The following is a 25,228-nucleotide window of genomic DNA, read 5'->3' as shown; positions in this document are numbered from 1 at the left end:
CCAGCCCCGGGCTTGGGCACGGCGCCACCTTCACCGTCACGCTCCCCCAGGCCGGCGATCGCCCCGGCCGGTCAGTGCACGAGTAGGGCCGCGTCGTCCAGGACGCCGTCCAGCACGAGCGCGGCCACCGCGAGCGCCACCAGGAGGGCGGCCGCTCTCGCCAGGGGGAGACTGCTGACGGTGGGCACCCGGCACCGCACCGCGGCGAACAGCAACGAGCCGCGACCACGCATCCAACGGTGGACGACGGCGTAGGACAACCCAGCGAACGTGCCGACGGTCAGGACCATCCCGACGCCGGTCATCGCACCGACGAGCGCGGTCACCGAACCGGCGAAGCCGTATCCGACCAGCACGACGGTTCCTGCCCAGGTGACCCCGCCGACGACGTTCCAGGGCAGGAACGTGCGGTACGGCATCCGGCCCATCCCCGCGAGCGTGGGGACCAGCGCCCGCAGCAGCCCCACCCAGCGGCCAAGCAGCACCGCGGGGCCGCCCCGGCGTTGCAGGAACCCCTCGGCGCGTGCCCAGCGCGGCTCACCGATCCAGCGGCAGGCTGAGGTTGCCCCGACCCGCGAGCACGCCCCCGTACAGCAGAGCCGTCTCCCCCGGCAGCACCAGTCCGACGCAGGCGGCCGACTCCCCCAACGCCAGGCCCCCGACCACCAGGTAGGCCGGCCAGCCCGACAGCGACAACACGATGGTGAGCAGGTGCGCGAGCATCCCTCACCCCCGTGTCACGGCCACCGGTGGGGCGACCGTCACCGCGCCCACCTCCGTCGATCCCCCAAGGCTGGACTCAGGAAGGTAAGGGGCGGTGAGAATGGCCCCCTCCCCCCGGGGGGTGGGGGCCGGGAGGTCAGGTGGTGGCGGAGGTGATGTAGCCGGCCAGCGCCTCGCGCTCGACCTCCAGGTCGGTGATCCGCGCCTTGACGACGTCGCCGATGCTGACGATGCCCTGCAGCTGGCCGTCGACGACGACGGGGACGTGCCGGAAGCGACCGTCCGTCATGACCTGCATGAGCTCCTCCAGCCGGGTGCCCGGGTCGGCGGTGGTGACGTCGGTGGTGTGGATCTGGTCCACGGTGGCCGACAGCACGCTCGGTCCGCGGGCCGCGAGAGCCCGGACGACGTCCCGCTCGCTGACGATGCCGTCGACGGACGAGCCGTCACCCGACACGACGAGCGCGCCGACGTGGTGCTCGGCCAGCAGCGCGAGCAGGGAGTCGACCGTGGCCTGCGGCGAGATCGTGATGACCGATGAGCCCTTGCTGCGCAGGATGTCCGAGATCCGCATGACAACTCCTCCTGGGACGGCGAGGACCGACTGGTCCGCCGAAGCGTAGGGGTGCGCAGGTGCGCTCGGCTAGCCCCAAACGAGGTGCAACCCCGGCATGGCACCTTCGGTGCTTCTCCCGGATGCCCGGCGACATATCGGTGCGGAAGAGCACCGCGTCCATCTCGTACCGCGCATTCCGCAGCGCGTTCTCGATGAAGTCGAGGGTCGGTGAAGGTGCCACCGACGTCGACTCCGAGTCGGCACGTCACGCGCGTGCCCTTCGGTACGGGGGGGACGGGGAGGTGGTGGCGAACGGGTCAGATGGTTCCGGCGGTGCGGAGGGCGGCGACCTCGTCGACGGACAGCCCGAGGATGTCGCCGAACACCTGGTCGTTGTGCTCGCCGAGGTCGGGACCGGTCCAGCGGATCGAGCCAGGCGTCGCGGACAGGCGTGGGAAGACGTTCTGCATGGCGAGTGGGCCGAACGACTTGTCCGGCACCCGCACGATCGACTCGCGGGCGACGAACTGCGGGTCGCGCAGCATGTCCTCGGCCCGGTAGGTCCGCCCGGCCGGCACCCCGGCCTCGTGCAGCAGCTCCAGCAGCTGGTCGGCGTCGAACGTCGCCGTCCAACCGGAGACCAGGTCGTCGAGCTCCACCTGGTTCTCCCCCCGGGCGCCATGGGTTGCGTAGCGCGGGTCGTCCGCCAGCTCCGGCGCGTCCATGCTGGCGGCCAGCCGGCGGAACACGCTGTCCTGGTTCGCGGCGATGAGTACCGTCTGGCTGTCAGCCGTCGGGTAGACGTTGCTGGGAGCGATGTTCGGCAGGATCGGCCCGGTCCGCTGCCGCTGGTAGCCGGCGGCGTCCCACTCGGTGACCAGGGACTCCATCAGCCCGAGCACAGCCTCGTAGATGGCCGAGTCGACCACCTGGCCCGGGCCGCCGTTGCGCACATGGTGCACCGCGGCCAGTGCGCCGAGGGCGGCGAACGTCCCGGCCAACGAGTCTCCGATGGAGATCCCGGTGCGGGACGGCGCCCGGTCGGGGTCTCCGGTCACGTAGCGCAGTCCGCCCATGGCCTCGCCGATCGCCCCGTACCCGGCGCGAGGCGCGTAGGGGCCGGTCTGCCCGAACCCGGTGACCCGCACCAGCACGATCCCCGGGTTGATCGCAGCTAGCCGGTCGAACCCCAGTCCCCAGCGCTCCAGCGTGCCGGGGCGGAAGTTCTCCACGACGACATCCGACTTCGCGACCAGCTGCCGGACCAGGTCCTGACCGGCCTCGGTGCGCAGGTCGACGGTCACCGACTTCTTGTTCCTCGCCACGACGGGCCACCACAGCGACTTGCCATGCGGCTTCTCGCGACCCCACTGGCGCATCGGGTCTCCCACGCCCGGCGGCTCCACCTTGATCACCTCGGCACCGAGGTCACCGAGCAGCTGGCCGCAGAACGGCCCAGCGAGCAGCTGCCCCATCTCGAGGACTCGCAGGTCACTCAACGGCCCGATACTCATGAACCCACCTCCTGCTCGTCAGGTGGCGTGCCGTCCTCGAGCGCAGCGGACAGTACGCAGCGCGCAGCGTGAACGTGCGAGCGCATCACCGACTCGGCCCACGGGCCGTCGTGCGACCGCATGGCAGCCGCCAGCTCACGGTGGTGGCCCATGCTCCGGGCGAGCGCGGCCTCGTCGTAGCGGTGATACGTGCGGGCCACCAAGGGCACGTGCACGACCTGGCCGAGCATCGCGGCCAGCCGGGAGCTGTCTGAGGCGGCCATGATCAGCCCGTGGAACTCCGCGTTGAGCGCGGCCACCCGGTCCAGGTCCCGATGCCGGCCGGGGCGCGCCGCCATGTCCATCGCGTCGCAGAGACCGCCCAACGCGGCCAGGACCTCGTCGTCGGCCCGCTCCGCCGCCCGCCGGGCGGCGGAGCCCTCGAGTAGCGCCCTCAGCTCATAGATCTCTTCCAGGTCCTCGCGGCTCCAGTGCGCAACCCGCGCACCTCGGTTGGCCTCGATCTCCACCAGGCCCTCAGCGGCCAGGCGGTGCAGGGCCTCCCGGACGGGGGTCCGGCTGACGTGCAAGGACTCGGCCAGCTCGACCTCCCCAAGCCGCTCACCGGAGCGATACTCACCCTTGAGGATGGCCGCGCGCAGCCGCAGGTGGGCTCGCTCAGCGGCTTGCGCCATCAGGCTCCTCCCGTGGGTTTTGTATGCAAAGTAGGGAGTCCGTTGAAGTAGCACAAGCCCCTGTATGCAGATTGTTTCCACCGTTCTGCATTTTGTATGCACAAGGAGTGAGATGACGTCGGTTGAGATCGTTGAAGTGGCGCCCCGCGACGGGCTGCAGAACGAGGCGACGCTGCTGGACACCGCCGCCAAGGTGGCGTTGATCGAGCGGTTGGTCGCCGCCGGGGTCCGGCGGGTCGAGGCGGTCAGCTTCGTGCACCCGGGCCGGGTGCCGCAGATGGCCGACGCCGAGGCGGTGATGGCCGCGCTGCCGCGCCGCGACGACGTCTCCTACATCGGGTTGGTGCTCAACGAGCGCGGCCTGGACCGGGCGCTGGCCGCCGGCGTCGACGAGGTCAACTACGTGGTGATCACTACCGAGACGTTCAGCCGGCGCAACCAGGGCGTGAGCGTCGACGAGTGCGTGGCCGCGTGGCACCGCATCGGCGCCCGGGCGAAGGCGGCCGGGCTGCGCACCTCGGTGACCGTGTCGACGTCGTTCGGCTGCCCGTTCGAGGGCGAGGTGGCCCCGGAGACGGTGACCGCCCTCGTCGAGCGGGTCATGCAGACGCCGCCGGACGAGCTGGCGCTGGCCGACACGATCGGCGTCGGCGTACCGGTCCAGGTGCGCGACCTGTTCCCCCGCGTCGCCGCGATCACCGGTGGCATCCCGCTGCGGGCGCACTTCCACAACACCCGCAACACAGGCTACGCGAACGCCCTGGCTGCGTACGAGTCCGGTGCGAGCGTGCTCGACTCCAGCGCGGGTGGCATCGGCGGCTGCCCGTTCGCCCCCAACGCCACCGGCAACATTGCCACCGAGGACCTCGTCTACCTGCTGCACCGCAGCGGGGTCGACACCGGCCTCGACCTCACCGCCGTCGCGGACACCGGGACCTGGGTCGCCCAGCAGCTCGGGAAGGCCGAGGCGCCGGCGCTGCTCGGCCGGGCCGGCGGCTTCCCGGCCTGACTCAGCCGAGCAGCATCTCGGTCGCCGCGAGCACCTCCTCCAGGGTCCGCCCGGAGTGCGCCTCCGCCAAGTGCGGTCCCGGGGTGGTCAGCTGCAGCAGCACCCCCTGGTTGGACGCCGGGTGCACGAAGGCCTCGCTCCAGTAGGGGTCGTCCAGCGTGACCCCGAACACCGGCAGCCCCAGCGCCTCCACCGACGCGACGGCCGCGGCCAGGTCGGGCACGAAGAAGGTCACATGGTGCAGCCCGCCCAGGCCGCCGCTTCGAGCGAGGAAGGAGTCGAGGAACCCGGAGCCGGGCAGCGCCTCCAGCAGTTCGATCTTCGAGCCGTCCGGGTACCCCAGGGTCACCGCCCGGAAGCCCACCGTGGAGTTCACCCCGCCATAGCGGAACCGCCCCCCGAGGGTGTCGGCGTACAGCGGCAGCAGCGAACGGATCGAGGGACCGGCCACCGCGACGTGGTCGAAGACGGCCAGCACTCCGGGCAGCGGGTTGTTCACGACGCCCGACCCTAGCCGCCCGGGCAGCGGCTGGTCAGCGGCGCCAGATCAGCACCAGCGCACGGTCGTCGCCCTCACCCGTGCGCACCGCGTCGACCAGCTTGCGCGCACCCCGGCGAAAACCCTTGGGCACCAGCCGCTCGGCCTGCCCCAGCAGCGCATCGATGCCCACGCTGATGTCCAGGCCGGGACGCTCCACCAACCCGTCGGTGTACAGCAGCATGGCGTCGCCGGGCCCCAGCCGCCCCCGCTCCCCTTCGAAGACCGCGTTCGGGTCGATGCCCAGCGCCGTCCCATGGGCGTCGGTGAGCCGCCAGGTGCCCGAGCCGGCGGCGTACTGGGCCGCGGGTGGGTGGCCGGCCGAGGCCAGGTAGTACTGGCCGTCGTCCAGGTCGAGGGTGAGGTGGACGGCGGTGGCGAACCCCTCGTCCCAGCCCTGCCGGATGAGGTAGGCGTTGGCGGCGTCCAGGAACTCCTCCGGCGGCATCGCCCCGAGCAGCCCCCCAAACGCCCCGGACAGCAGCAGGGCTCGGGTACCGGCGTCCACCCCCTTGCCGGAGACGTCGACCACGACGACCTCCAGCACCCGCCCCCCCGGGGAGGCGCTGGCGACGAGGAAGTCCCCCGAGAACGACGCGCCGCCGGCCGGCCGCAGCACGACCTCGGCCTGCCAGTCGGTGGGCAGCACGGGCAGCTCGCCCTGGGCCTTCAGCCGGTCCCTCAGGTCGACCAGCATCGACTCCCCGCGCAGCCCCTGCACCCCGACTCTCGCCCGCGACCGGGCCACCACGATCACCACGACCGCGGTCACCGCGACGACGAGTACCGAACCCGGCCCCGGGAAGGTCTGGCCGAGCCGGTTGGCCTGCCACAGCATCACCCCGGCCACGACCCCGAGCAGCAGCACCAGGCTGCGCACCGAGAGCACGAAGCCGGCGACCAGCACGACCACGGCCAGAGAGGCGGGAGAGAACCAGCGGGCCGACTCCGTCGAGAGCCAGCCGACGCCGAGCGCGGCAGCGACCAGCAGCAGCAGCGCGAACCCGTCGGTACGCAGGAAGCCGCGGCGCAGGCGGTTCCACCCCCGCCGCAGCCCGCGGGCGGCGCGGAAGGGCAGAGAGGGAGGGCTGCCAGCGGACATTAGAGGCAGACCCTACTCGGCAGCGATTCGCACGGAGGAGCATTGCGGGCACCACTCACCCATTTGGACCGGGCCGGAAACCCCCTGGGCGGCGCCGGGCCCGCTGGGGTAGGAAGGCCCCATGCACGTCGAGATCGTCGGGGTTCGCGACACCGACTGGCCGGTGTTCCGCCGCCTGGACGAGCTGGCCTTCGGGTACACCTGGCCGGAGCCGTCGGAGGAGCCGCGCGAGCCGCTGGAGCAGGACCGCTCGATCGTGGCCCGCGTCGGCGGGGAGCCGGTCGGCATCGCGTCGATCTACACCCTGAGCCTGGCGGTGCCCGGGGGCGCGGCCGTCGCCACCGCCGGGGTCACCTGGGTCGGGGTGCTGCCCACGCACCGCCGGCAGGGGGTGCTCACCGCGATGATGCGCCACCAGCTGGACGGCCTGCACGGCGGAGCCGAGCCGGTCGCCGCCCTGTGGGCCTCCGAGTCCGGGATCTACGGCCGGTTCGGCTTCGGCGCGGCCACCCGCAAGCTCAGCGTCACCGTGAGCAAGCGGGGCGCGCAGCTGCGCCGGCAGCGTGACCCGAGCGTCTCGCTGCGCCTGGTGCCGCCGGCGGACGCCTTCGACGCCGTCCGTTCGGTCGAGTCCATCGTCCGGGGCCGGCGGCCGGGGATGCCGCTGCGCGACGACGGCTGGTTGCGACGACTGGTCCACGACCCGCCCGGCGAGCGCGGGGGCGCGTCCGAGCTGCGGGCCGTGGTGGCCACGGTCGACCACGCACCGCGGGGCTACGCCTTGTTCCGCACCAAGCCGGACTGGTCCAAGAACTATGCGGCGGGCACCGTCGACGTACGCGAGGTGCTGGCCGCCGATCCGGCCGCGCATGCCGAGATCTGGCGGTTCCTGCTCTCGGTCGACCTCATGGACACGGTGGACGCCTGGAACCTCCCGGTCGACGACCCGCTGCTGGACCTGCTCGTCGACCCGCGCCGTGCGAACCCGGAGCTCAGCGAGAGCCTGTATGTGCGCCTCGTCGACCTGCCGACGGCGCTGGCGTCCCGGACGTACTCGGCACCGGCCGACGTGGTGCTGGAGGTCACGGACGGCTTCGGGCCGTGGAACAGCGGCCGCTGGCGGTTGTCGGCCGGGCTCGACGGCGCGGTGTGCTCGCCTACCTCGGACCCGGTCGACCTGGCCCTGGACGCCCGCGAGCTCGGGGCGGCCTACCTCGGCGGCGTGGCGCTAGCCGGGCTCGCCGAGTCCGGGCTGGTGGTGGAGCATCGACCGGGCGCCCTGGCCGTCGCGTCGGCGGCCTTCCGGCACGACCCCGCCCCGTACTGCCCCTTCGTCTTCTGACGCCGCCCGGTCACCGCATGCGCCTCGTGGTGTGACCGGCCTCAGCCGAAGGCCGGGCTCGCGGTGCGGCTGCGCTTGAGCTCGAAGAACCCGTCGGGTGTCGGCCACCAGCCGGACGCCGTCCCACAGCCGTCCGGCGGCCTCACCTCGCGGGGTCGGCGTGACCACAGGCCCCCGCCCGCTCGACCTGGATCACCGGGGTGCCGAGGTCCGTGCCGACCGGGTCCATGCCGGCCTGGTGGCTGCGCCGCAGCTCGGCGTCGAAGTCCGTCGAGGTCATCGCCGCGGCGAGCTCGGCCGGCAGCCCCACCTCGGCCAGCGACTCGGCCACCACCGCCGCCAGGTCGGTCCGTCCCTGCGGGTGCAGCCGGGTCCCTATCGCGGTGTACAGCGGGAGGACGACGTCGTCCCCATGGCCCAGCTGGGCGGCGGTCACGACGCGCACCGGCCCCCAGGCCCGCCGCAGGAACTGCTCGTACTCCGGGCTCACCTCGCGGCCCTCGTTGAGCACCGCCAGCGACATCACGTGCCAGCGCGCCCTGACCGGCCGGACCGCCCCCACCTCGAGCATCTAACGGGAGGTGACCCAGGCCCAGGGGCACAAGGGGTCGAACCAGAAGTCTGCGGTGACGCGCTCGGGCACAGTGACCTCCGATCGGGGGTGCAACGGCGGATCTTTCACCTTCAACGACCGCGGCCAGGAAAGTCTCCATTCCACGATCCACCCGCCGGTCGGCTAGCGTGACGACGACCATTTCCAAGCCGCCTGAACCGAGGGGAAGCACAGCGCCGTGGCTGCCAACAACCTGACCCGCGCCGAGGCGCTTGAGCGCGCCCGCCTGCTGGACGTCCAGCGGTACGACGTCACTTTGGACGTCACCCAGGGCGCGGAGACGTTCCGCTCCACCACGACGGTCCGGTTCCGCTGCGCTGAGCCCGGAGCCTCGACGTTCGTTGAGCTGATCGCGCACACGGTGCACTCGGCGACCCTCGACGGGGTGGCCATCGACGCCTCGGCCGCCACCACGAGCGGCCGGGTCGAGCTGGTCGGGCTGGCTGATGACAACGTCCTCGAGATCGACGCCGACCTGCCCTACTCGCACACCGGTGAGGGCCTGCACCGGTTCGTCGACCCAGTGGACGACGAGGTGTACCTCTACACCCAGTTCGAGCCGGCCGACGCCAAGCGCTTGTACACCTGCTTCGACCAGCCCGACCTCAAGGCCGCCCACGCGTTCACGGTGACCGCACCCGACCACTGGCAGGTCGTCTCCAACGAGCAGGTCACCGCCACCCGGCCGGCCGCCGAGGGCACCGTCACCGTGGAGTTCGCCGCCACGCCCCGGCTGTCGACCTACATCAGCGCGCTGGTCGCCGGTCCGTACCACGTCGTCCGGGACAGCTACGACCGCGCCGACGGGTCGAGCATCCCGCTGGGCGTGTACTGCCGGGCGTCGCTGGGCCAGTACCTCGACCACGACGAGATCCTGGAGATCAGCAAGCAGGGCTTCACGTTCTTCGAGGACCGGTTCGGCCGCCCCTACCCGTTCAGCAAGTACGACCAGCTGTTCGTCCCGGAGTTCAACGCCGGGGCCATGGAGAACGCCGGCTGCGTCACGTTCCTCGAGGACTACGTCTTCCGCAGCAAGGTCACCCAGGCCGCTCGGGACGCCAGGGCCAACACGGTCCTGCACGAGATGGCCCACATGTGGTTCGGCGACCTCGTCACCATGCGGTGGTGGGACGACCTGTGGCTGAACGAGTCGTTCGCCGAGTTCATGGCCTACCACGCCGCGGCGAACGCGACCCGCTTCACCGAGGCCTGGACCGGATTCGCCACCGGGCGCAAGGCCTGGGGCTACCGCCAGGACCAGCTGCCCTCCACCCACCCGATCGCCGCCGACGCCCCTGACCTGGACACGGCCAAGCTGAACTTCGACGGCATCAGCTACGCCAAGGGCGCCGCGGTGCTCAAGCAGCTGGTCGCCTGGGTCGGCCTCGAGGAGTTCATGGCCGGGGTCCGGGCCTACTTCAGCAAGCACGCGTGGGGCAACACCCAGCTCGTCGACCTGCTCGCCGAGCTGGAGGTGACCTCCGGTCGGGACCTCACCCAGTGGAGCCGGGAGTGGCTGTCGACGGCGGGCTGCGACACGATGCGCCCGCAGTTCGAGCTGGCCGAGGACGGCACCTTCAGCTCGTTCCGGGTGCTGCAGGAGGCGCCGGTCGACCACCCGGCGCTGCGCTCGCACCGGATCGCCGTCGGCCTCTACGACCACACCGCCCAGGGCCTCACCCTGCGGGAGCGGCTGGAGATCGACGTCGTGGGCGCCGAGACCACGGTGCCCAAGCTGGTCGGCATCCGCCAGCCGGACCTGCTGCTGCTCAACGACCAGGACCTCACCTTCGCCAAGATCCGGCTCGACGACCGCTCCCTGGCCACGCTCACCGAGTCGCTGGGCGACCTGGACTCGTCGTTGGCCAGGGCGCTGTGCTGGTCGGCCGCGTGGGACATGACCCGCGACGCCGAGATGCGCCCGAGGGACTTCGTCACCCTGGCGGCGAACGCGGCCGGGCGCGAGACCGACATCATCACGGTGCAGACGGTGCTGCGGCAGGCTGCCTCCACGCTCGAGATGTACGTGGACCCCGGCCACCGGGCCGCGGCGAAGGTGGCCTTCGCCGCTCGCGTGCAGGAGCTGCTCATGACCGCCGCGGCGGGCAGCGACCACCAGCTGGCCCTGGTCCGCGCGTTCGCCTCAGTGGCGACCACGCCCGAGCAGCTGACCGTCGTCGCCGCCGTGCTCGACGGGACCCAGGAGGTGCCCGGCCTCGTCGTCGACACCGACCTGCGCTGGTCGCTGCTGCGCCGGCTGGTGGCGACCGGCATCCGGGGTGACGACGCCATCGACGCCGAGCTGGGCCGGGACCGCACCGCGTCCGGCGAGCGCCAGGCCGCGGCCGTGCGGGCCGCCCGACCGACGCCCGAGGCCAAGGCGGCGGCCTGGGCCGCCGTGGTCGACTCCGAAGCCCTGCCGAACGCGCTGCAGACCTCGACCATCGCCGGCTTCATGGAGCCCGACCACCGCGAGCTGGTGCGGCCGTTCGTCGACCGCTACTTCGACTCGGTGGGCCGCGTCTGGGCCGAGCGCACCACCGAGATGGCGGCGAACATCGTCATTGGGCTCTACCCGGCGATCCTCGTCGAGCAGACGCTGGTGGACCGCACCAGCGATTACCTCGCGCGGCAGGAGCCGCCAGCCCCGCTGGCCCGGCTGCTGGCCGAAGGCAGCGACGGCGTAGCGCGCGCGCTGCGCTGCCAAGACCGCGACCGGACCGGCTGAGCCGGGTCCGCCGCGGTCGGGCTCGCTCGGGGCTAGCTCTGCTCGACGTGCAGGACCCTCGGTGAGCGCGCGTGCTCACCGAGGGTGCGCAGCCCGCTGACGATCCCGCCGGCCAGGTCCCCGGCCGCGAACTGGGTGGTCATGGCCAGCGCCCCGAGCCCGCACGCGTAGTCGTCGAGCAGCCGCTTGGCGAGCGTGCCGGTGACGATCTCCAGGGCGCGGGCAGCCGGGTCGACGGCGATCAGGACCGCGCGCGGCGCGTCGTCGCCAAGGCCGGCCAACAGCGCCTCGGCCCGGACCCGCGCATCCCCCTCGAGGGCGCCGACAAAGACCGAGAAGCGCAGGTCGGTCTGCTGCATGGCCTGCCGGATGGCGCGGTCGATCGACTCGCGCTGCCTGGGCGTGAACGCCTCACCAGCGGGCACGAGCGCCACCCACTCCCTCGATCGGGGCGGATTCCAGCTCCGCCGTCGTCTCCTGCTGCTCGTCGGTCGAGCCCGACTCGACCGAGCCGGGACCGTTGAACCACTCGGGGGCGGCCCACCAGCTCAGGCCGGGGCGGTACCGCTCGCCACTCGGCCGGTTCGTGGCGTACACGAGCAACCAGATCACCACGATGACCAGGACCGGGATGCCGATCAGCAGGCCGAGAGTCTCGACGGTGGTCAGCCCGTTGCTGCGGGGCGGACCGTCGTCCGGGCTGCCGCTCGCCAGTGCGGTCCCGGCGAGCACCACGGAAAGGGGCAGCGACGCCGCCAGGGCGCCGACACGCGGTGCGTTCCTCACGCCCGGCAGCGTACCGGCTGACCGCCCCCGCACCCGGTGCCAGGGTCAGCCCGAGGCGACCGCCCGGGCCAGGGACCGCACCCTCGGTGAGGTCACCAACTGCTCGAGCAGCAGCGGCGCGCCGTCCGGGCCGCACAGCGGCAGTCGCCAGTTGGGGTACTCGTCGTCGGTGCCCGGCTGGTTCTGCGCCCGCAGGTCGCCCACCGCGTCGGCGAGGGCGACCCCGACCAGCTGGGCCGGCGTCCTGGCCACGAACCGGTGCAGCGCCTCGACGGTCTCGCGCACGTCGGCCCCCGGGCGCAGCAGACCCAGCTCGCCGAGCAGCGCCAACAACGACTCCTGCTCGGCGGCGTCGCGCGCCGCCACCTCCTCGACCGGCCGGGTCAGCAGCCCCAGCTCGGAGCGCAGCCGGACGTGCTCTCCGGCCAGGTACCCGGCCGTCGGCGGCAGGTCGTGCGTGGTCACCGTGGCCAGGCACAGCGACCGCCACCGTTCCGGTCGGATCGGCACGTCGTGGTCCCAGTCCCGCTCGAACCACAGCACCGAGGTCCCGGCGATCCCGCGGTCTCGCAGATAGTCGCGCACCCACGGCTCGACCGTGCCGAGGTCCTCGCCGACGACGAACGCGCCGGCCCGGTATGCCTCCAGCGCCAGGATCCCGACCATCGCCTCGTGGTCGTACCGCACGTAGGTCCCGGCGGACGGCGGCAGCCCGGCGGGCACCCACCACAGCCGGAACAGCCCCAGCACATGGTCCACCCGCAGCCCGCCGGCGTGCCGCAGCACGGTGCGCAACATGTCGCGGTACGGCCGGTAGCCCACCTCGGCCAGCCGATCCGGCCGCCACGGCGGCTGCGACCAGTCCTGGCCCTGCTGGTTGAACGCGTCCGCGGGCGCGCCCACCGTGATGCCCTCGGCGAGCACGTCCCGCAGCGCCCACGCGTCCGCACCATGCGGGTGCACGCCGACGGCCAGGTCGTGCACGATCCCGGACCGCATGCCGGCCGCGCGCGCCGCCCGCTGGGCCCCGGCCAGCTGCTCGTCGAGCAGCCACTGCAGCCAGCAGTGGAAGTCGACGCGGTCGGCCAGCCGTCGCCGCACGTCCGCAGCGGCGGAGCCGCGCGGGTCGTGCAGCTCGGGTGGCCAGGTCGTCCAGTCCACGCCGTGCTCCTCGACGAGCACCGACCAGGTGGCGAAGTCGAGCAGCCCCTGTCCCTCCCGCTCCAGGAACGCCCGGTAGGCCACCTCCCGCCCCGGCGAGTGCGGCACCCGGTGCACCAGCTCGAGGGCCAGCCGCTTGGCCGTCCAGGACGCGTCCCGGTCGAGCTGCGCCGCCGAGGAGTTGGCCGCCCGCACCGGAGCCGCCAGCTCGTCGGCGGTGGCCCGGGCGGTGGGCTCGAGGTAGCCGAACTCGGGCACCGCCTCGACCCGCAGGTAGAGCGGGTTGCCGAACCGTCGGGAGACCGGCAGGTACGGCGAGGGCTCCATGGGCGCGATCGGCGCGGCCGCGTGCAGCGGGTTGACCAGGACGAAGTCCGCGCCGAGCTCATGGCCGCTCCAGGCGGCCAGGTCACCCAGGTCGGCGAGGTCACCGATCCCCCACGACCGGGTCGACCGCAGGCTGTACAGCTGGACGGCGAACCCCCAGGCCCGGCGGTCGCGCAGGGCCGGCGGCAGCCCCAGCACCGCGGGGGTCACCACCAGCGGGGTGCTGGCCCGCAGCTCGCCGGACCGGGCATGCAGGGAGTGCCAGCCCAAGGGCAGGTCGGACGGGACCGCGAACGTCGCCTCACCGACCGCCGTCCCGTCCACCACGGCGGGCGGCACCCAGTGGTCCTGCTGGACGACGTCGGTGCGGACCGCGCCGTCCTCGAGCTCGACCCACACCTTCACGTCCGCGCCGTCCGCGACGTGCACCCAGAACCACGGGGCGGTGCCGGACCGGACCACGACGCAGGACGGCAGCATCCGCCGCCACAGCCGGGCCCGGTGCTCGGCCAGTGCGGTCGCGGCCCGCTCCGGGGTGGAGCCGTCCACGCCCAGCCCGGCCAGCACCGCGACGACGGTCGCCCGGCCGACCTCGACCCGCTGACCCTGCCAGTCCCAGTACTCGCCGGCCACCCCGAGCGCGGCCGCGAGCTCGCGAAGCGCCGGGTCTACGGCCGCCTGGTCGCTCACCAGCAGGCCGGGGTGCGCTGCCGCCACGGGCGGGCCGCCTCCAGCTGCGCGGCCAGCGCGATGAGCGTCGCCTCGCCGCCCTGCCGGCCGACCAGCTGGACGCCGATCGGCAGGCTGTCCTCGGTCCAGTGCAGGGGCAGCGTGATGGCCGGCTGCCCGGTGAGGTTGTAGGGCGCCGTGAACGGGGTGAACCGCTTCTGCGCCTCGAAGTCGGCCGCCGGGTCGTCGTCGTCGCGCAGGCCGCCGACGAGGGCCGGCGGCCGCGCCAGGGTGGGCGTGAGCACCGCGTCGAACCCGACGGTGGCCGCCATCGCGGCCCGGGCCGCGAGCCGGATCATGGACACCGCGCCGGCGAGGGTGATCGCGTCGAAGCCGGCGCCGCGACCGCGCAGCCAGCGGGTCAGCGGGAGCAGCAGCGGCTCCTGTTCCGGCGCGACCGGCGTGAGCAGCGCCAGCACCGACCACAGCACCTCGAACTGGGGCACCAGCTCGGGCCCGAACGGTGGGGCGACGTCGACCACCTCGTGCCCGAGCCCCGCGAGCAGCTCGCTGGCCCCGTCGTAGGCGGCCACACAGTCCGGGTGCACGTCGGTGTCGACGATCACCGGCGTATGGTAGCGGCCGATGCGCAGCCGCCCCGGCTCCCGACCCGCGTGGCCCAGGAAGGTCTCACCCGGCGGCAGCGGCGGCGCCACGTAGGGGTCACCCGGGAACGGCACGGCCATGACGTCCAGCAATGCGGCCGCATCGGCCACGGTCCGGGCCAGTGGGCCGCACACGGCCAAGTCGCCCACCGCATCGCGCAGCGGGCCGTTGCTGACCCGCCCACGGCTGGTCTTGATCCCGACCAGCCCGCTCACGCTGGCCGGGATCCGGATCGAGCCGCCCCCGTCGCTGCCCTGCGCCGCCGGGGCCAGCCCGCCGGCGACCGCGGCCGCCGCCCCACCGCTGGAGCCGCCGGCCGAACGAGTCAGGTCCCACGGCGTGCGGGCCGGCGGCGCCACCTCGCTCTCGGTGTAGCAGGGCAGCCCGAACTCGGGGGTGTTGGTCTTGCCGGTGAAGACCAGGCCGCCGGCCCGCATCGCCTGCACCACGTTGTCGTCGCCGAGCGGGGTGAGGTCGTAGGAGCGCGAGCCCAGCGTGCACCGGACGCCGGCCACGAAGTGCAGGTCCTTCACCGGCACCGGGACGCCGTGCAGCACGGGCAGCCGCTGCGGGTCGTCGGCGTTCAGCACCGCCCGCTCGGCGGCCCTGGCCTGCTCGAGCGCCAGCTCGGGGGTGACCGTGATGAAGGCGCCCAGCTGGGCGTCCAGCCGCTCGGTCCGGCGCAGGTAGTGCTCGGCCAGCTCCACCGGGGACACCTCCCGGCGGCGGATCACGGCGGCCTGCTCAAGCGCGGTCAGATCGTGCAGCTCGCTCACGTCATCTCCCTGGAGTCGACCGGGTCGCGCTCGAAGCGGTACCCGTATCCGCGCATGGTCGTGATGCAGCCGTCGCTGGCCCCAGCCGCGGACAGCTTGCGGCGCAACGAGGAGACGTGCATGTCGAGGGTCTTCGTGGACCCGTACCAGTGGGCGTCCCACACCGTGCTCATCAGCTCGTCACGGCTCACCGCGTCCCCCGCCCGGGACATCAGCGCGGCCAGCAGGTCGAACTCGCGGGGGCGCAAGGTGACCTCCACGTCGCCGACGTAGCAGCGCCGGGCGCTCGGATCGCACTCGACCCCGCCCGCGGACAGCGGGGTGGCCCGCTCGTCGACGCTCCCCCGGCGCAGGTGCGCCCGGACCCTGGCCAGCAGCTCGGCCAGCCGGAACGGCTTGGTCACGTAGTCGTCGGCCCCGGCGTCCAGGCCGACGACGATGTCGACCTCGGTCGAGCGCGCGGTGAGCATGACGATCACCGTGAGGGGGATCCGCTCCCGCAGCCGGCGGGCCAACTCCACGCCGTCCAGGTCGGGCAGCCCGAGGTCGAGCAGCACCAGGTCGGGGGACGGGTCCTCGTCCGCGGCGGCCAGCGCACCCGCGGCCGTGCCGGCGACCCGGGTGGCGTAGCCCTGCCCCTGGAGTGCCCTGGACAACGGCCCGCTGATCCCCTCATCGTCCTCGACCACGAGGATCACCGGGTTGGTCACGGTGCCGATGCTAGGCACTGTCGTCCGCGACGGGGGCGGCGGCCATCAACACGGTGAACGTCGTGCCGTCCGCACGACGCTGGACGGCGAGCCGCGCGCCGTCCGCCTCGATCAGGGAGCGGGCCAGCGCCAGGCCGATGCCGCTGCCGCTGGCCTGCGGCGAGCGGCGGGCGAACAGCCGTTCGAGATCGCCGTCGGGCAGCCGCCCCTGGTCGCACACCTCCACGGCCACCCCGGTGCCGGCGGTGCGGGCCGCGACGCGTACGGTGCCCGCCCCGTGCCGGCACGCGTTGTCGACGAGCACCTCGAGCACCTGCCGCAGCGCCGGCTCGGGGAAGTCGACCTCGGGCAGCCCAGGGGGCACCTGCACCTCCAGCCGCCGTCCGGCCGACTCGCAGTTCGGGCGGTGCAGGGCCACGAGCTGGTGGACCACGGCGGCCACCGGAGCCGGCTGCCCCTCGCCGGGCAGGTCACGGGCCAGGGTGAGCAGGTCGTCGACGGTCTGCTCGAGCCGGTCCACCTGGACGAGCGCCTCGTCGACCACGCCCGCGACGTCGGCGTCCTGGTCGACCGCGCCGGACTCCAGCGTCAGCCGCAGCGCGGTCAGCGGCGTCCGCAGCTGGTGAGAGGCGTCCGCCGAGAAGGCCCGCTCCCGCCGGAACAACTCGCCCAGGCGGCGGCCCGAGTCCTCCAGCACCCCGCCCACGACGTCGACCTCGTGGATCCCGGACGGTGGCACCCGCAGGCCGAACCCGCCCTGCCCGAGGGTGGCCGCGCTGTCGGCAAGCCGCTCCAGCGGGGCGGCCAGTCGCCGGGCCAGCCGGTCGGCCACCCACCAGGCCACCCCCAGCACCAGCAGCACCAGCAGACCCATGAGCGCCCAGGCGCGCAGCACCCGGCCGGTCACGGTGGACCAGGGCAGCGCCGCCCGGACCACCACGGCGGGCTGCCCGTCGGCCCGAACCGGCAGGAAGGAGGCCAGCTCGGCGCCCTCCCGGCCGGTTGTCGCGACGCCGGACGCGACGGCCGCGGCCGCCTGCCGGCTGACCTCCGGGCCGGTGCCGGACACCCGGCGTCCGGTGGGGTCGTACACCCCGAGCGACTCGGCGCGGTCGTCCGGCTGCCGGATCCGGTCCGGCTGCGTCAGCTGTTCGTCCGGCACCAGGGCCACGATCCGCCCGGCCTCCCGCTGCAGCGCGGTCGCGGCCTCCTCGGTGTAGACGGTGCGGATCGCCAGCGCGAGCGGCAACGCGAACAGCACGAGCGCGCCGGCGGTGGCCCCGAGGATGGCCAGCCGCAGTCGGCTCCGGACCGGCCGCGGCGGGGGGAAGTCGGCCGACTCGCCCTCGGGGCCGTCGACTTCGTCGTCGGGGGCCGGACCGTCGGGACCGGCGAGACCGGTCGGCGGCACGGTCAAGGGCGGGCGCGGCCTCGACCGCGCCGCCAGATCACCAGTCGGTCGATGAGGACGCCGAGCAGCACCATGGCCAGCAGCACCCAGATGAGTGGCACGCTCACGGTCCAGAAGAACAGCTGCACCCGGGTGGTCTCGCTGTTCTCCACCACGAACCAGATGCCCAGCACGGCCAGCACGCCCCCGACACCGGCGCGTAGCCGCCAGTCCTGGCGCCAGCTCGCGGAGATGGACCGTCCCGACGGCGGCCGCTCTGCCATCCCACACCTCCCGGCCCTCTGGCGCTGCGTGCGGCCAGCGTAGAGGAGCCGCTCAGCCGGCAGCCGCCGTACCCGCGGCACCTCCGGCGGCCAGCTCGCCGTGCGGGTGGACATGGACCGGGCCTAGGTACCGCTCCCAGACGTCCTGCCCGGACGACAGCCCGACGAGCAGCGCGATGGTGGCCGGTGGCTGCGCAGGGACGAACGGCAGCCGCCAGCCCAGCTCGGCCAGCAGGTGGCTGCCCTTCTTGTGGTTGCACCGGCTGCAGGCCGCCACCACGTTGGCCCACTCGTGGCCACCGCCGCGCGAGCGGGGGACGACGTGGTCCACCGAGTTCGCCCGCTGCCCGCAGTAGGCGCAGCGGTGCCGGTCCCGCTCCAGGATCGCGCGCCGGGACAGCGGCACCGAGTGCCGGTAGGGCAACCGCACGAAGTGGCTGAGTCGGACCACCGTGGGGGCCGGCACCTGCAGCCGCTCCGAGCGGACCAGCCGGCCGGACGACTCCACGATGGTGGCCTTCTCGGCCAGCACGAGCACGATGGCGCGGCGCAGGGGCACGACGGCGAGCGGCTCGTAGGTGGCGTTGAGCACCAGGGTCATGCCCACGGCTGCCTCCCTCCGCCGCGCGAAGGCCGTCAACGGCACTGGCGGCGCCGGTGCCTCGCCTCCAGTCTGGGTTCCAGACACGCGCCGCGCCAGCATGATTCGCCGCAGGGCGCCCGTAGGGTGGAGCCGCCATGAGACGAGACGACTACCCCCAGACCCAGCGACTCGACCTGGTCGAGGAGCTGCACGGACGGCCCGTGGCCGACCCCTACCGGGCCCTCGAGGACGCCGCCGACGCCGCGACCGAGGCCTGGTCGCAGGCCCAGGACGCCCTGTTCGAACGGCAGCGCGCCCACTGGCCCGGCCGGGACCGGCTGCGCACCCGGGTGCAGCAGCTGCTGGCCGCCGGCGTCATCACGGCGCCGGTCTGGCGCGGCGAGCGGCAGTTCCTCATGCGCCGGACCGCCGAGCAGGAGCATGCCGTCCTGCTGACCATCGACCCGGACGGCACCGAGCGCACCCTCATCGACCCGATGGCCATCGACCCGTCGGGGCTGACCACGCTGGACGCGTGGCAGCCGTCCAAGGAGGGTGACCGGCTCGCCTACCAGCTGTCGGAGGGCGGCACCGAGGAGTCCGTCGTCCGGGTGGTCGACGTGGTCGATGGAACGCTGCTGGACGGGCCGATCGACCGGGCCCGCTACTCCCCCATCGCCTGGCTGCCGGGCGGCGCGGCGTACTACTACGTCCGCCGACTGCCACCGGAGGAGGTGCCGGCCGGCGAGGAGCAGTTCCACCGCCGGGTGTACCTACACCGGGTGAGCAGCGACCCGGCCGACGATGTCCTGGTCTTCGGGGAGGGCCGCAAGGCCACCGAGTATTACGGGGTCTCGGTCTCCATGGACGGCCGCTGGCTCCAGGTCTCGGCGGCGGAGGGCACCGCCCCCCGCAACGACCTGTGGCTCGCCGACCTCGAGGCGTCGCCGCTCGAGGCAGCCCTGCTGGTGCCCGTGCAGGTGGGGGTCGACGCCCAGACCGGCCTACACGTGGGCCGCGACGGCCGGCTGTACGTGTTCACCGACCTCGACGCGACGCGCAGCCGGCTGGCCGTGACCACGCCCGACCAGCCCACCGCCGAGCACTGGGTCGACCTGCTTCCGGAGGACCCGGTCGCGGTGCTCGACGGCTTCGCGATCCTGGACGGCGATGAGCTGGCCGACCCGGTGCTGCTCGCATCGTGGACCCGGCACGCGGTCAGCGAGGTGACCGTGCACCGGCTGGCCGACGGCCGGTGCACCGGCGAGGTGCCGCTGCCGGGGCTCGGCTCGATCAGCGGGATCGTGGAGCGCCCCGAGGGCGGCCACGAGGCCTGGTTCGGCTACACCGACCACACCACGCCGTCGACCGTGCAGCACTACGACGCGAGCACCGGCGAGACCACCCTGTGGGCCACCGCGCCGGGCGCCGTCGAGGTGCCCAACGTGCGCACCGAGCAGGTCACCTACACCTCGACCGACGGCACGCCGGTGCGGATGTTCGTCATGTCCCGCGACGGCGTCGCGGCCGGGCCGCGCCCGACGATCCTGTACGGGTACGGCGGGTTCGGGGTGCCGCTCACGCCGGCCTACGCCGCGACCATCCTCAGCTGGGTCGAGGCGGGGGGCGTCTACGCCATCGCGAACCTGCGCGGCGGGTCCGAGGAGGGTGAGTCCTGGCACCGGGCCGGCATGCTCGGCCACAAGCAGAACGTCTTCGACGACTTCCACGCGGCTGCCGAGTACCTGGTGGCGCAGGGCTGGACGACGCCGCAGCAGCTGGGCATCTCGGGCGGCTCGAACGGCGGGCTGCTCGTCGGCGCCGCCCTGACCCAGCGCCCGGACCTGTACGCCGCGGTGGTGTGCTCGGCGCCACTGCTCGACATGGCGCGGTACGAGAAGTTCGGGCTCGGTGCCACCTGGAACGTCGAGTACGGCAGCGCGGAGGACCCGGAGCAGCTGGGCTGGCTGCTGTCCTACTCGCCATACCACCAGGTGCGCGAGGGCGTCGCCTACCCCGCCGTCCTGTTCACCGTGTTCGACGGCGACACCCGGGTCGACCCGCTGCACGCGCGCAAGATGTGCGCCGCCCTGCAGCACGCGACGACGTCCGACGCGCCCGTGCTGATGCGCCGGGAGAAGAACGTCGGCCACGGGGCCCGGGCGGTGAGCCGCGCGGTCGACCTGACCGTCGACACACTGGCCTTCCTGGCCGATCAGACCGGCCTGTCCCTCGACTGACCAGGAGGAAGCTGTGCCCGGCATCGTGCCCGCCTTTCTGCTCGCCGGCGGCAGCTGCGCCGAGGGGGACGGGACCTTCTGCGGCTGGGTGCACCAGGTCACCGGGCAGGAATGGGTCGGTCTAGCCGCCGCCTGGCTGCTGGCCACGCCGCTGACCATCCTGGCCATCCTGCTGCTGGCCTTCCTGGCCCGGCACCTGGTGCACCGGGTGATCGACCGGACGGTCGCCCATGCGATCAAGGGGGAGAGTGCGCTGCTGCGCGGCCGCACCGCCGCGGTGTTCGAGTCCAGCCCGCTGGCGGCGGAGCGGCGCACCCAGCGGGCCCAGGCGGTCGGCTCGGTGCTGCGCAGCATCTCCACCGGAGTGATCCTCGGGGTGGCCGCCCTGACCGTCATGGACGTGCTGGGCATCCCGATCGGGCCGCTGCTGGCCAGCGCCGGGATCGCCGGGGTGGCGCTGGGCTTCGGGGCGCAGACCCTCGTGCGGGACTTCATCTCCGGCATCTTCATGATCATCGAGGATCAGTACGGCATCGGTGACGTCATCGACATGGGCCAGGCCAGCGGCACCGTCGAGGAGGTCGGGCTGCGGGTGACCCGGCTGCGCGACGCCGAGGGCACGGTGTGGCACGTGCGCAACGGCGAGGTGGTGCGGGTGGGCAACCGCAGCCAGGGCTGGAGCCGTGCGCTGGTCGACATCGCAGTGCCGCCGGACGCCGACCTGGACGTCGTCCGGTCGGCCATGCTCCGCGTCGCCACCGACGTCTACGAGAACGAGCCGTCGTTCGCCGACGCGATCACCGCGCCGCCGGAGGTGCTCGGCGTCGAGTCGATGGCCAGGGACTCGACCGTGGTGCGGCTCGCGGTCACCACCACGCCGGACCAGCGGGCCGCCGTCGCCCGCGAGCTGCGGCTGCGCATCAAGACCGAGCTGGACCGCCTCGGCATCGCCTTCCCGGCCACCACGCCGGCGACGCCGGCACCCCCCGTCCGTCCTACCTGAAGGTGGCACGAAGGGCACCTTCATGCAGGGGTGGGAGGATGGGGGGCATGAGCGAGGAGGCCACCCCGTACCAGGCCATGGGCGGCCACGAGACGTTCGTCCAGCTGGTCCACCGCTTCTACGAAGGGGTGGCCGACGACCCGGTCCTGCGCCCCATGTACCCCGACGAGGACCTCGGCCCGGCCGAGCAGCGGCTGCTGATGTTCCTCGAGCAGTACTGGGGCGGGCCACGCACCTACTCCGACCAGCGCGGGCACCCGCGGCTGCGCATGAGGCACGCTCCCTACGCCGTGACCCCGCTGGCGCGCGAGCACTGGCTGACGCACATGCAGGTCGCGGTGGACGAGCTCGGCCTGGCGCCGGAGCTGCACCAGCAGCTGTGGGGCTACCTCGTCATGGCGGCCGACAGTATGGTGAACGCCTTCGAGTAGCCGTAACCCACGGACGGCGCGATGACCCAGGCGAGAACCGGCTTTGCGGCCTATGCCACCGCCCGGACGTACGCGCTGCTCGGATTCGCCCGGGCCCTGACGGCCGACGACGAAGCCGCCGCCGAGCTCACCACCGAGGCGCTGGCTCGGGTGCACGAGGCGTGGCTGCGGCTGGACGACGACCCCGAGCCGTTCGCCCGCGAGGTCATAGTGCGCACCTACCTCGGCGGCAGGCGTGCGCGCCGGCCCGCCGCGGACGGCGTGGCCCGCAAGGACCGGGCCGCCTGGGCGCTGGTCGCCGTCGCGGGACTGTCGCTGGGCGAGGCGGCCCGGGTCCTGGACACGGCACCCGCGGCCGTCCAACGCGCTGTCCAGCGGATCGAGCAGCACGCCGCCGCCACGGCCGGACCGCCCGGTCGCCCGGGGACCCCGAACCCGACGCCAGCCCCCGCCCAACGCCTCGACCTGGACCGGGTCGCCGACCGGGTGGGCCGGGCGCGGCGGCGCCACCGGGCCGCCGCCGCCGTCGTCGCCCTGGTCGCGGTCGGCTTCGGCTCGCTGGTGGCCAGGACGGTCCTCACCGCCCGCGAGGTCACCCCCGGTCCGCAGCCGTCGGATAGCACCTTCGCCGATTTCGCCGAGGGTGGGCGGCTGGCCGGCGAGGCGTCCGTCCCGTTGTCCATCGGCAACGTCGCGCTCGACGCGCGATCGCCCGCGGACCAGATCGGGATCGGTGTCAGCTGCGACGCAGCGACCACGCTCTCGGCCCAGATCTCGGTCGACGGGGACCTGGTCCTGACCCTCCCCTGCGGCCGGGATCCCCTGATCCATCCCGGAGTGCCGGTGAAGCGGGGCCGGGCGGCCGTGGTCGGTGTGCGGGTGGTCGGCACTGACGGCTCGGCCCAGCCAACCACAGCCGGGACGCTGCACCTGGCCTGGTACCAGCCGGTCGCCTGGTCGGCGTACCCCCTTCCACCGCCCCCGGCCAAACCGACCCCGCTGCCGCTGCCCGACCCGGACCCGGCCGCCAACTACCTGACCTCGGCCGACGGACGGACCGACGGCAACCCGGTCAGCCGGTCCTTCCAGATCCCCGAGGTCTTCCAGGTCAAGGCCAGCACCGTGGCCCCGGGTCGGCTGACCGTGCGCATCAACGGCGTCCAGGTCGCGGCGTTCACCTCATGGGACTACCAGCCACACCGGTACCAGACCGAGCCGATCGACGTCGGCGCGTTCCTGCTGCGCAACGCCGGCGTGATCCCCGACGGCCGGGCCACGCTCGAGGTGCAGGCCACCGACTTCACCGACCCGCAGTGGTACGTCGTCGTCGAGCCGGTGAAGGTGCAAGGATCATCCGGGTGACCTCCGGACCCGCCCTGGACCCCACAACCGACCGCTCCTGGTGGCGCCACGGCGTCGTCTACCAGATCTACGTGCGTTCGTTCGCCGACGCCGACGGCGACGGCATCGGGGACCTGGCCGGCATCCGGCAGCACCTACCGCACCTGGTCGACCTCGGCGTCGACGCGCTGTGGCTCACCCCGTACTATCCCTCCCCGCAGGCGGACGGCGGCTACGACGTCGCCGACTACCGGGCCGTCGACCCGCAGTTCGGTGACCTGGCCGACTTCGACGCGCTGGTCGCCGAGGCGCACCGGCTGGACCTGCGGGTGGTCGTCGACATCGTCCCGAACCACACCTCCGACCAGCACCCCTGGTTCCAGGTCGCGCTGGCCGCCGGGCCGGGCTCGCCGGAGCGGGCCCGCTACCACTTCCGTCCCGGGAAGGGCCCGGACGGCGACCAGCCGCCCAACGACTGGCTGGCCACCTTCGGCGGCGACGCCTGGACCCGGGTCACCGAGCCGGACGGCACCCCGGGCGAGTGGTACCTGCACCTGTTCACCCCGGAGCAGCCCGACCTCAACTGGGAGCACCCCGAGGTGGTCGCCGAGTTCGAGGACGTCCTGCGGTTCTGGCTGGACCGCGGGGTGGACGGCTTCCGGATCGACGTGGCGCACGGGCTGGCGAAGCAGGCCGGTCTGCCGGACGCCGGGGAGAACCGCTTCGTCAGCCTGATGCAGACCGAGATCCCGCCGCTGCCGATGTGGGACCAGGACGGCGTGCACGCGATCTACCAGGGCTGGCGGCGGGTGCTCGACTCTTACCCCGGCGACCGGATGACGGTCGGCGAGGTGTGGCTCGGCGACCCGCACCGGGTGGCCCGGTACACCCGACCCGACGAGCTGCACCAGGCGTTCAACTTCCGCTGGCTGTTCACCCCGTTCGTGGCCGAGCAGTTCCGCGACGCGATCGACGCGTCGCTGCGCGAGTCATACGCGTCCGGGGCGCCGGTGACCTGGGTGCTGGGTAACCACGACGTGGTCCGGCCGGCCACCCGCTACGGCGACCCCAAACATCCCGACAGCGGGCTGCGCCGGGCCCGCGCGGCCCTGCTCACCATGCTCGCTCTGCCAGGGGCCGCCTACCTGTACCAGGGCGAGGAGCTCGGCCTGCCCGAGGTCGACGACCTGCCCGAGGAGGTGCTGCAGGACCCGATCTGGGAGCGCACCGGGCACCTGGCCCGTGGCCGGGACGGCTGCCGGGTCCCGATCCCCTGGTCGGGCGAGCAGCCGCCGTACGGCTTCGGCCCGGACGGCTCGAAGCCGTGGCTGCCGCAGCCGGAGTCGTGGGCCGCCCTCTCGGTGGCCGCCGAGCGCGAGGACCCGGCGTCCACCCTGTCGCTGGTTCGCCGGGCGCTGCGGCTACGCCGCGAGGTCCCCTGGGACGCCGGCTTCGAGTGGGTGCCCGTGGACGACCCGCACGTGCTGGCCTTCCGGCGGGGGAGCGGGCTGGTCTGCGCCATCAACATGGGCAGCCGCCCCGCCCGGTTCGACGCTCGGGGCGGGGTGTCCATCGCCAGCGGGCCGGTCGAGGGCCACCACCTGCTGCCCCCGGAGACCGCGGCCTGGTTCGTCGGCTGAGGACCTATCCGAAGCCCAGGTGGATGTGGTCGTGGTGGGTGTGGTCGGAGAAGTACTTCAGCCCGGCGCCGTCCAGGTCGACCGGGCCACCGACCTGCCAGGCGCCCAGGGCCGAGCCCTGCCGCATGATCTGCTCGGTCAGCGCGCGGTTGGCCAGGTCCACGAGCGGCCGGTCGTCGACCGCCCAGATGTCCACGGCCCGCCCCCGCGGGTGGTCGCTCACCCGGCCGGTGCCGAACACGTGCACCGGGTGGCCGGACCGCACGACGCTGACGTCGAGCGTGTGCGTGCGGGCCAGGGCGACCAGCGCCTGAAGCACCGGCGTCGCGATGGTGCCGGTGGCCACATCCGCGTGCGCCGCGGAGGGCAGCCGGATCCGGGGGTTCGCCAGCACCTCCCTGGCCAACGCGGGTGGGTCGACC

At 73.4% G+C, this 25,228-nt stretch carries 24 protein-coding genes and 1 pseudogene; 8 read left to right on the top strand and 17 right to left on the bottom strand.

Going from position 1 to position 25,228, the window contains the following annotated elements:
* Positions 1-71: 71 nt before the first annotated feature.
* The 5 genes from VIM19_07595 to VIM19_07575 form a co-directional block, all read right to left on the bottom strand.
* On the bottom strand, positions 72-509 hold the full coding sequence (locus VIM19_07595) for a VTT domain-containing protein (protein HEY5184750.1): 438 nt from the start codon (positions 507-509) through the stop codon (positions 72-74).
* 28 nt (positions 510-537) lie between these two features.
* Complete coding sequence (locus VIM19_07590) at positions 538-723, bottom strand: hypothetical protein (GenBank protein HEY5184749.1); 186 nt, start codon at positions 721-723, stop codon at positions 538-540.
* Between the two features lie 136 nt (positions 724-859).
* Positions 860-1,297 (bottom strand): CBS domain-containing protein, encoded by a 438-nt coding sequence (locus tag VIM19_07585; GenBank protein HEY5184748.1) that lies wholly within the window; start codon positions 1,295-1,297, stop codon positions 860-862.
* 299 nt (positions 1,298-1,596) lie between these two features.
* Positions 1,597-2,793: a CoA transferase gene (locus VIM19_07580; GenBank protein HEY5184747.1), complete on the bottom strand. Its 1,197-nt coding sequence runs from the start codon at positions 2,791-2,793 to the stop codon at positions 1,597-1,599.
* Positions 2,790-3,467, bottom strand: a complete 678-nt coding sequence (locus VIM19_07575; protein ID HEY5184746.1) for a GntR family transcriptional regulator — start codon at positions 3,465-3,467, stop codon at positions 2,790-2,792. The genes VIM19_07580 and VIM19_07575 overlap by 4 nt, the downstream gene beginning before the upstream one ends.
* 112 nt (positions 3,468-3,579) lie before the next feature.
* Here VIM19_07575 and VIM19_07570 point away from each other — a divergent pair, with 112 nt between their 5' ends.
* Complete coding sequence (locus tag VIM19_07570; GenBank protein ID HEY5184745.1) at positions 3,580-4,476, top strand: hydroxymethylglutaryl-CoA lyase; 897 nt, start codon at positions 3,580-3,582, stop codon at positions 4,474-4,476.
* 1 nt (position 4,477) lies between these two features.
* On the opposite strand, the gene VIM19_07565 is transcribed toward VIM19_07570, so the two are convergent.
* Both VIM19_07565 and VIM19_07560 read right to left on the bottom strand, forming a co-directional pair.
* On the bottom strand, positions 4,478-4,975 hold the full coding sequence (locus VIM19_07565; GenBank protein ID HEY5184744.1) for a VOC family protein: 498 nt from the start codon (positions 4,973-4,975) through the stop codon (positions 4,478-4,480).
* Between the two features lie 34 nt (positions 4,976-5,009).
* Positions 5,010-6,116 (bottom strand): PP2C family protein-serine/threonine phosphatase, encoded by a 1,107-nt coding sequence (locus tag VIM19_07560; GenBank protein ID HEY5184743.1) that lies wholly within the window; start codon positions 6,114-6,116, stop codon positions 5,010-5,012.
* A gap of 121 nt (positions 6,117-6,237) precedes the next feature.
* On the opposite strand from VIM19_07560, the gene VIM19_07555 reads away from it, so the two are divergent.
* Positions 6,238-7,458, top strand: a complete 1,221-nt coding sequence (locus VIM19_07555; GenBank protein HEY5184742.1) for a GNAT family N-acetyltransferase — start codon at positions 6,238-6,240, stop codon at positions 7,456-7,458.
* A gap of 41 nt (positions 7,459-7,499) precedes the next feature.
* Here the strand turns inward: VIM19_07555 and VIM19_07550 are convergent.
* Positions 7,500-8,029 (bottom strand): annotated as a pseudogene (locus VIM19_07550) (disulfide bond formation protein DsbA).
* Positions 8,030-8,249: 220 nt separating this feature from the next.
* Between VIM19_07550 and pepN the strand changes: the two are divergent.
* Complete coding sequence (pepN, locus tag VIM19_07545) at positions 8,250-10,799, top strand: aminopeptidase N (GenBank protein HEY5184741.1); 2,550 nt, start codon at positions 8,250-8,252, stop codon at positions 10,797-10,799.
* Between the two features lie 32 nt (positions 10,800-10,831).
* On the opposite strand, the gene VIM19_07540 is transcribed toward pepN, so the two are convergent.
* Genes VIM19_07540 through VIM19_07505 form a run of 8 tightly spaced genes read right to left on the bottom strand, consistent with a single transcriptional unit; the run spans position 10,832 to position 18,175 of the window.
* Positions 10,832-11,224 carry a DUF5130 family protein gene (locus VIM19_07540; GenBank protein HEY5184740.1) on the bottom strand — a complete coding sequence of 131 codons (393 nt, stop codon included), beginning with the start codon at positions 11,222-11,224 and terminating at the stop codon, positions 10,832-10,834.
* Complete coding sequence (locus VIM19_07535; GenBank protein HEY5184739.1) at positions 11,211-11,585, bottom strand: hypothetical protein; 375 nt, start codon at positions 11,583-11,585, stop codon at positions 11,211-11,213. Before VIM19_07535 ends, VIM19_07540 begins: the two co-directional genes overlap by 14 nt.
* A gap of 45 nt (positions 11,586-11,630) precedes the next feature.
* Positions 11,631-13,790, bottom strand: coding sequence for a 4-alpha-glucanotransferase (gene malQ, locus VIM19_07530; GenBank protein ID HEY5184738.1), 2,160 nt, complete (start codon positions 13,788-13,790; stop codon positions 11,631-11,633).
* Positions 13,760-15,184 (bottom strand): amidase, encoded by a 1,425-nt coding sequence (locus tag VIM19_07525; GenBank protein HEY5184737.1) that lies wholly within the window; start codon positions 15,182-15,184, stop codon positions 13,760-13,762. Before VIM19_07525 ends, malQ begins: the two co-directional genes overlap by 31 nt.
* On the bottom strand, positions 15,181-15,894 hold the full coding sequence (locus VIM19_07520) for a response regulator transcription factor (GenBank protein ID HEY5184736.1): 714 nt from the start codon (positions 15,892-15,894) through the stop codon (positions 15,181-15,183). The genes VIM19_07525 and VIM19_07520 overlap by 4 nt, the downstream gene beginning before the upstream one ends.
* A 10-nt stretch (positions 15,895-15,904) precedes the next feature.
* Positions 15,905-17,305 (bottom strand): HAMP domain-containing sensor histidine kinase, encoded by a 1,401-nt coding sequence (locus VIM19_07515; protein HEY5184735.1) that lies wholly within the window; start codon positions 17,303-17,305, stop codon positions 15,905-15,907.
* A gap of 2 nt (positions 17,306-17,307) precedes the next feature.
* A complete protein-coding gene (locus VIM19_07510) occupies positions 17,308-17,568 on the bottom strand; it encodes a LapA family protein (GenBank protein ID HEY5184734.1) in 261 nt (86 codons plus the stop codon).
* Between the two features lie 52 nt (positions 17,569-17,620).
* Positions 17,621-18,175: an HNH endonuclease gene (locus tag VIM19_07505; GenBank protein ID HEY5184733.1), complete on the bottom strand. Its 555-nt coding sequence runs from the start codon at positions 18,173-18,175 to the stop codon at positions 17,621-17,623.
* A gap of 131 nt (positions 18,176-18,306) precedes the next feature.
* On the opposite strand from VIM19_07505, the gene VIM19_07500 reads away from it, so the two are divergent.
* Genes VIM19_07500 through VIM19_07480 form a run of 5 tightly spaced genes read left to right on the top strand, consistent with a single transcriptional unit; the run spans position 18,307 to position 24,806 of the window.
* Positions 18,307-20,391 carry a prolyl oligopeptidase family serine peptidase gene (locus tag VIM19_07500; GenBank protein ID HEY5184732.1) on the top strand — a complete coding sequence of 695 codons (2,085 nt, stop codon included), beginning with the start codon at positions 18,307-18,309 and terminating at the stop codon, positions 20,389-20,391.
* 13 nt (positions 20,392-20,404) lie between these two features.
* Positions 20,405-21,394, top strand: coding sequence for a mechanosensitive ion channel family protein (locus tag VIM19_07495; protein ID HEY5184731.1), 990 nt, complete (start codon positions 20,405-20,407; stop codon positions 21,392-21,394).
* A 47-nt stretch (positions 21,395-21,441) separates the two neighbouring features.
* Positions 21,442-21,825 carry a globin gene (locus VIM19_07490; GenBank protein ID HEY5184730.1) on the top strand — a complete coding sequence of 128 codons (384 nt, stop codon included), beginning with the start codon at positions 21,442-21,444 and terminating at the stop codon, positions 21,823-21,825.
* 21 nt (positions 21,826-21,846) lie between these two features.
* Positions 21,847-23,187: a hypothetical protein gene (locus VIM19_07485; GenBank protein ID HEY5184729.1), complete on the top strand. Its 1,341-nt coding sequence runs from the start codon at positions 21,847-21,849 to the stop codon at positions 23,185-23,187.
* On the top strand, positions 23,184-24,806 hold the full coding sequence (locus VIM19_07480) for a glycoside hydrolase family 13 protein (protein ID HEY5184728.1): 1,623 nt from the start codon (positions 23,184-23,186) through the stop codon (positions 24,804-24,806). Before VIM19_07485 ends, VIM19_07480 begins: the two co-directional genes overlap by 4 nt.
* Positions 24,807-24,810: 4 nt before the next feature.
* Here the strand turns inward: VIM19_07480 and VIM19_07475 are convergent.
* On the bottom strand, positions 24,811-25,228 hold a 418-nt coding region (locus VIM19_07475; GenBank protein ID HEY5184727.1), incomplete at its 5' end, for a hypothetical protein.

The sequence above is a fragment of the Actinomycetes bacterium genome, assembly GCA_036510875.1.
In the GTDB taxonomy this organism is placed as follows: Bacteria; Actinomycetota; Actinomycetes; order Prado026; family Prado026; genus DATCDE01.
The sequence above is the reverse complement of the archived record's forward strand: the minus strand, read 5'-3'. Positions and strand labels throughout refer to the sequence as shown.

Coding starts and splice junctions, on each gene's coding strand:
- VIM19_07590 (HEY5184749.1), bottom strand. CDS start 723: ATGCTCGCGCACCTGCTCACCATCGTGTTGTCGCTGTCGGGCTGGCCG.
- VIM19_07585 (HEY5184748.1), bottom strand. CDS start 1,297: ATGCGGATCTCGGACATCCTGCGCAGCAAGGGCTCATCGGTCATCACG.
- VIM19_07580 (HEY5184747.1), bottom strand. CDS start 2,793: ATGAGTATCGGGCCGTTGAGTGACCTGCGAGTCCTCGAGATGGGGCAG.
- VIM19_07575 (HEY5184746.1), bottom strand. CDS start 3,467: ATGGCGCAAGCCGCTGAGCGAGCCCACCTGCGGCTGCGCGCGGCCATC.
- VIM19_07570 (HEY5184745.1), top strand. CDS start 3,580: ATGACGTCGGTTGAGATCGTTGAAGTGGCGCCCCGCGACGGGCTGCAG.
- VIM19_07560 (HEY5184743.1), bottom strand. CDS start 6,116: ATGTCCGCTGGCAGCCCTCCCTCTCTGCCCTTCCGCGCCGCCCGCGGG.
- VIM19_07555 (HEY5184742.1), top strand. CDS start 6,238: ATGCACGTCGAGATCGTCGGGGTTCGCGACACCGACTGGCCGGTGTTC.
- VIM19_07510 (HEY5184734.1), bottom strand. CDS start 17,568: ATGGCAGAGCGGCCGCCGTCGGGACGGTCCATCTCCGCGAGCTGGCGC.
- VIM19_07500 (HEY5184732.1), top strand. CDS start 18,307: ATGAGACGAGACGACTACCCCCAGACCCAGCGACTCGACCTGGTCGAG.
- VIM19_07490 (HEY5184730.1), top strand. CDS start 21,442: ATGAGCGAGGAGGCCACCCCGTACCAGGCCATGGGCGGCCACGAGACG.
- VIM19_07485 (HEY5184729.1), top strand. CDS start 21,847: ATGACCCAGGCGAGAACCGGCTTTGCGGCCTATGCCACCGCCCGGACG.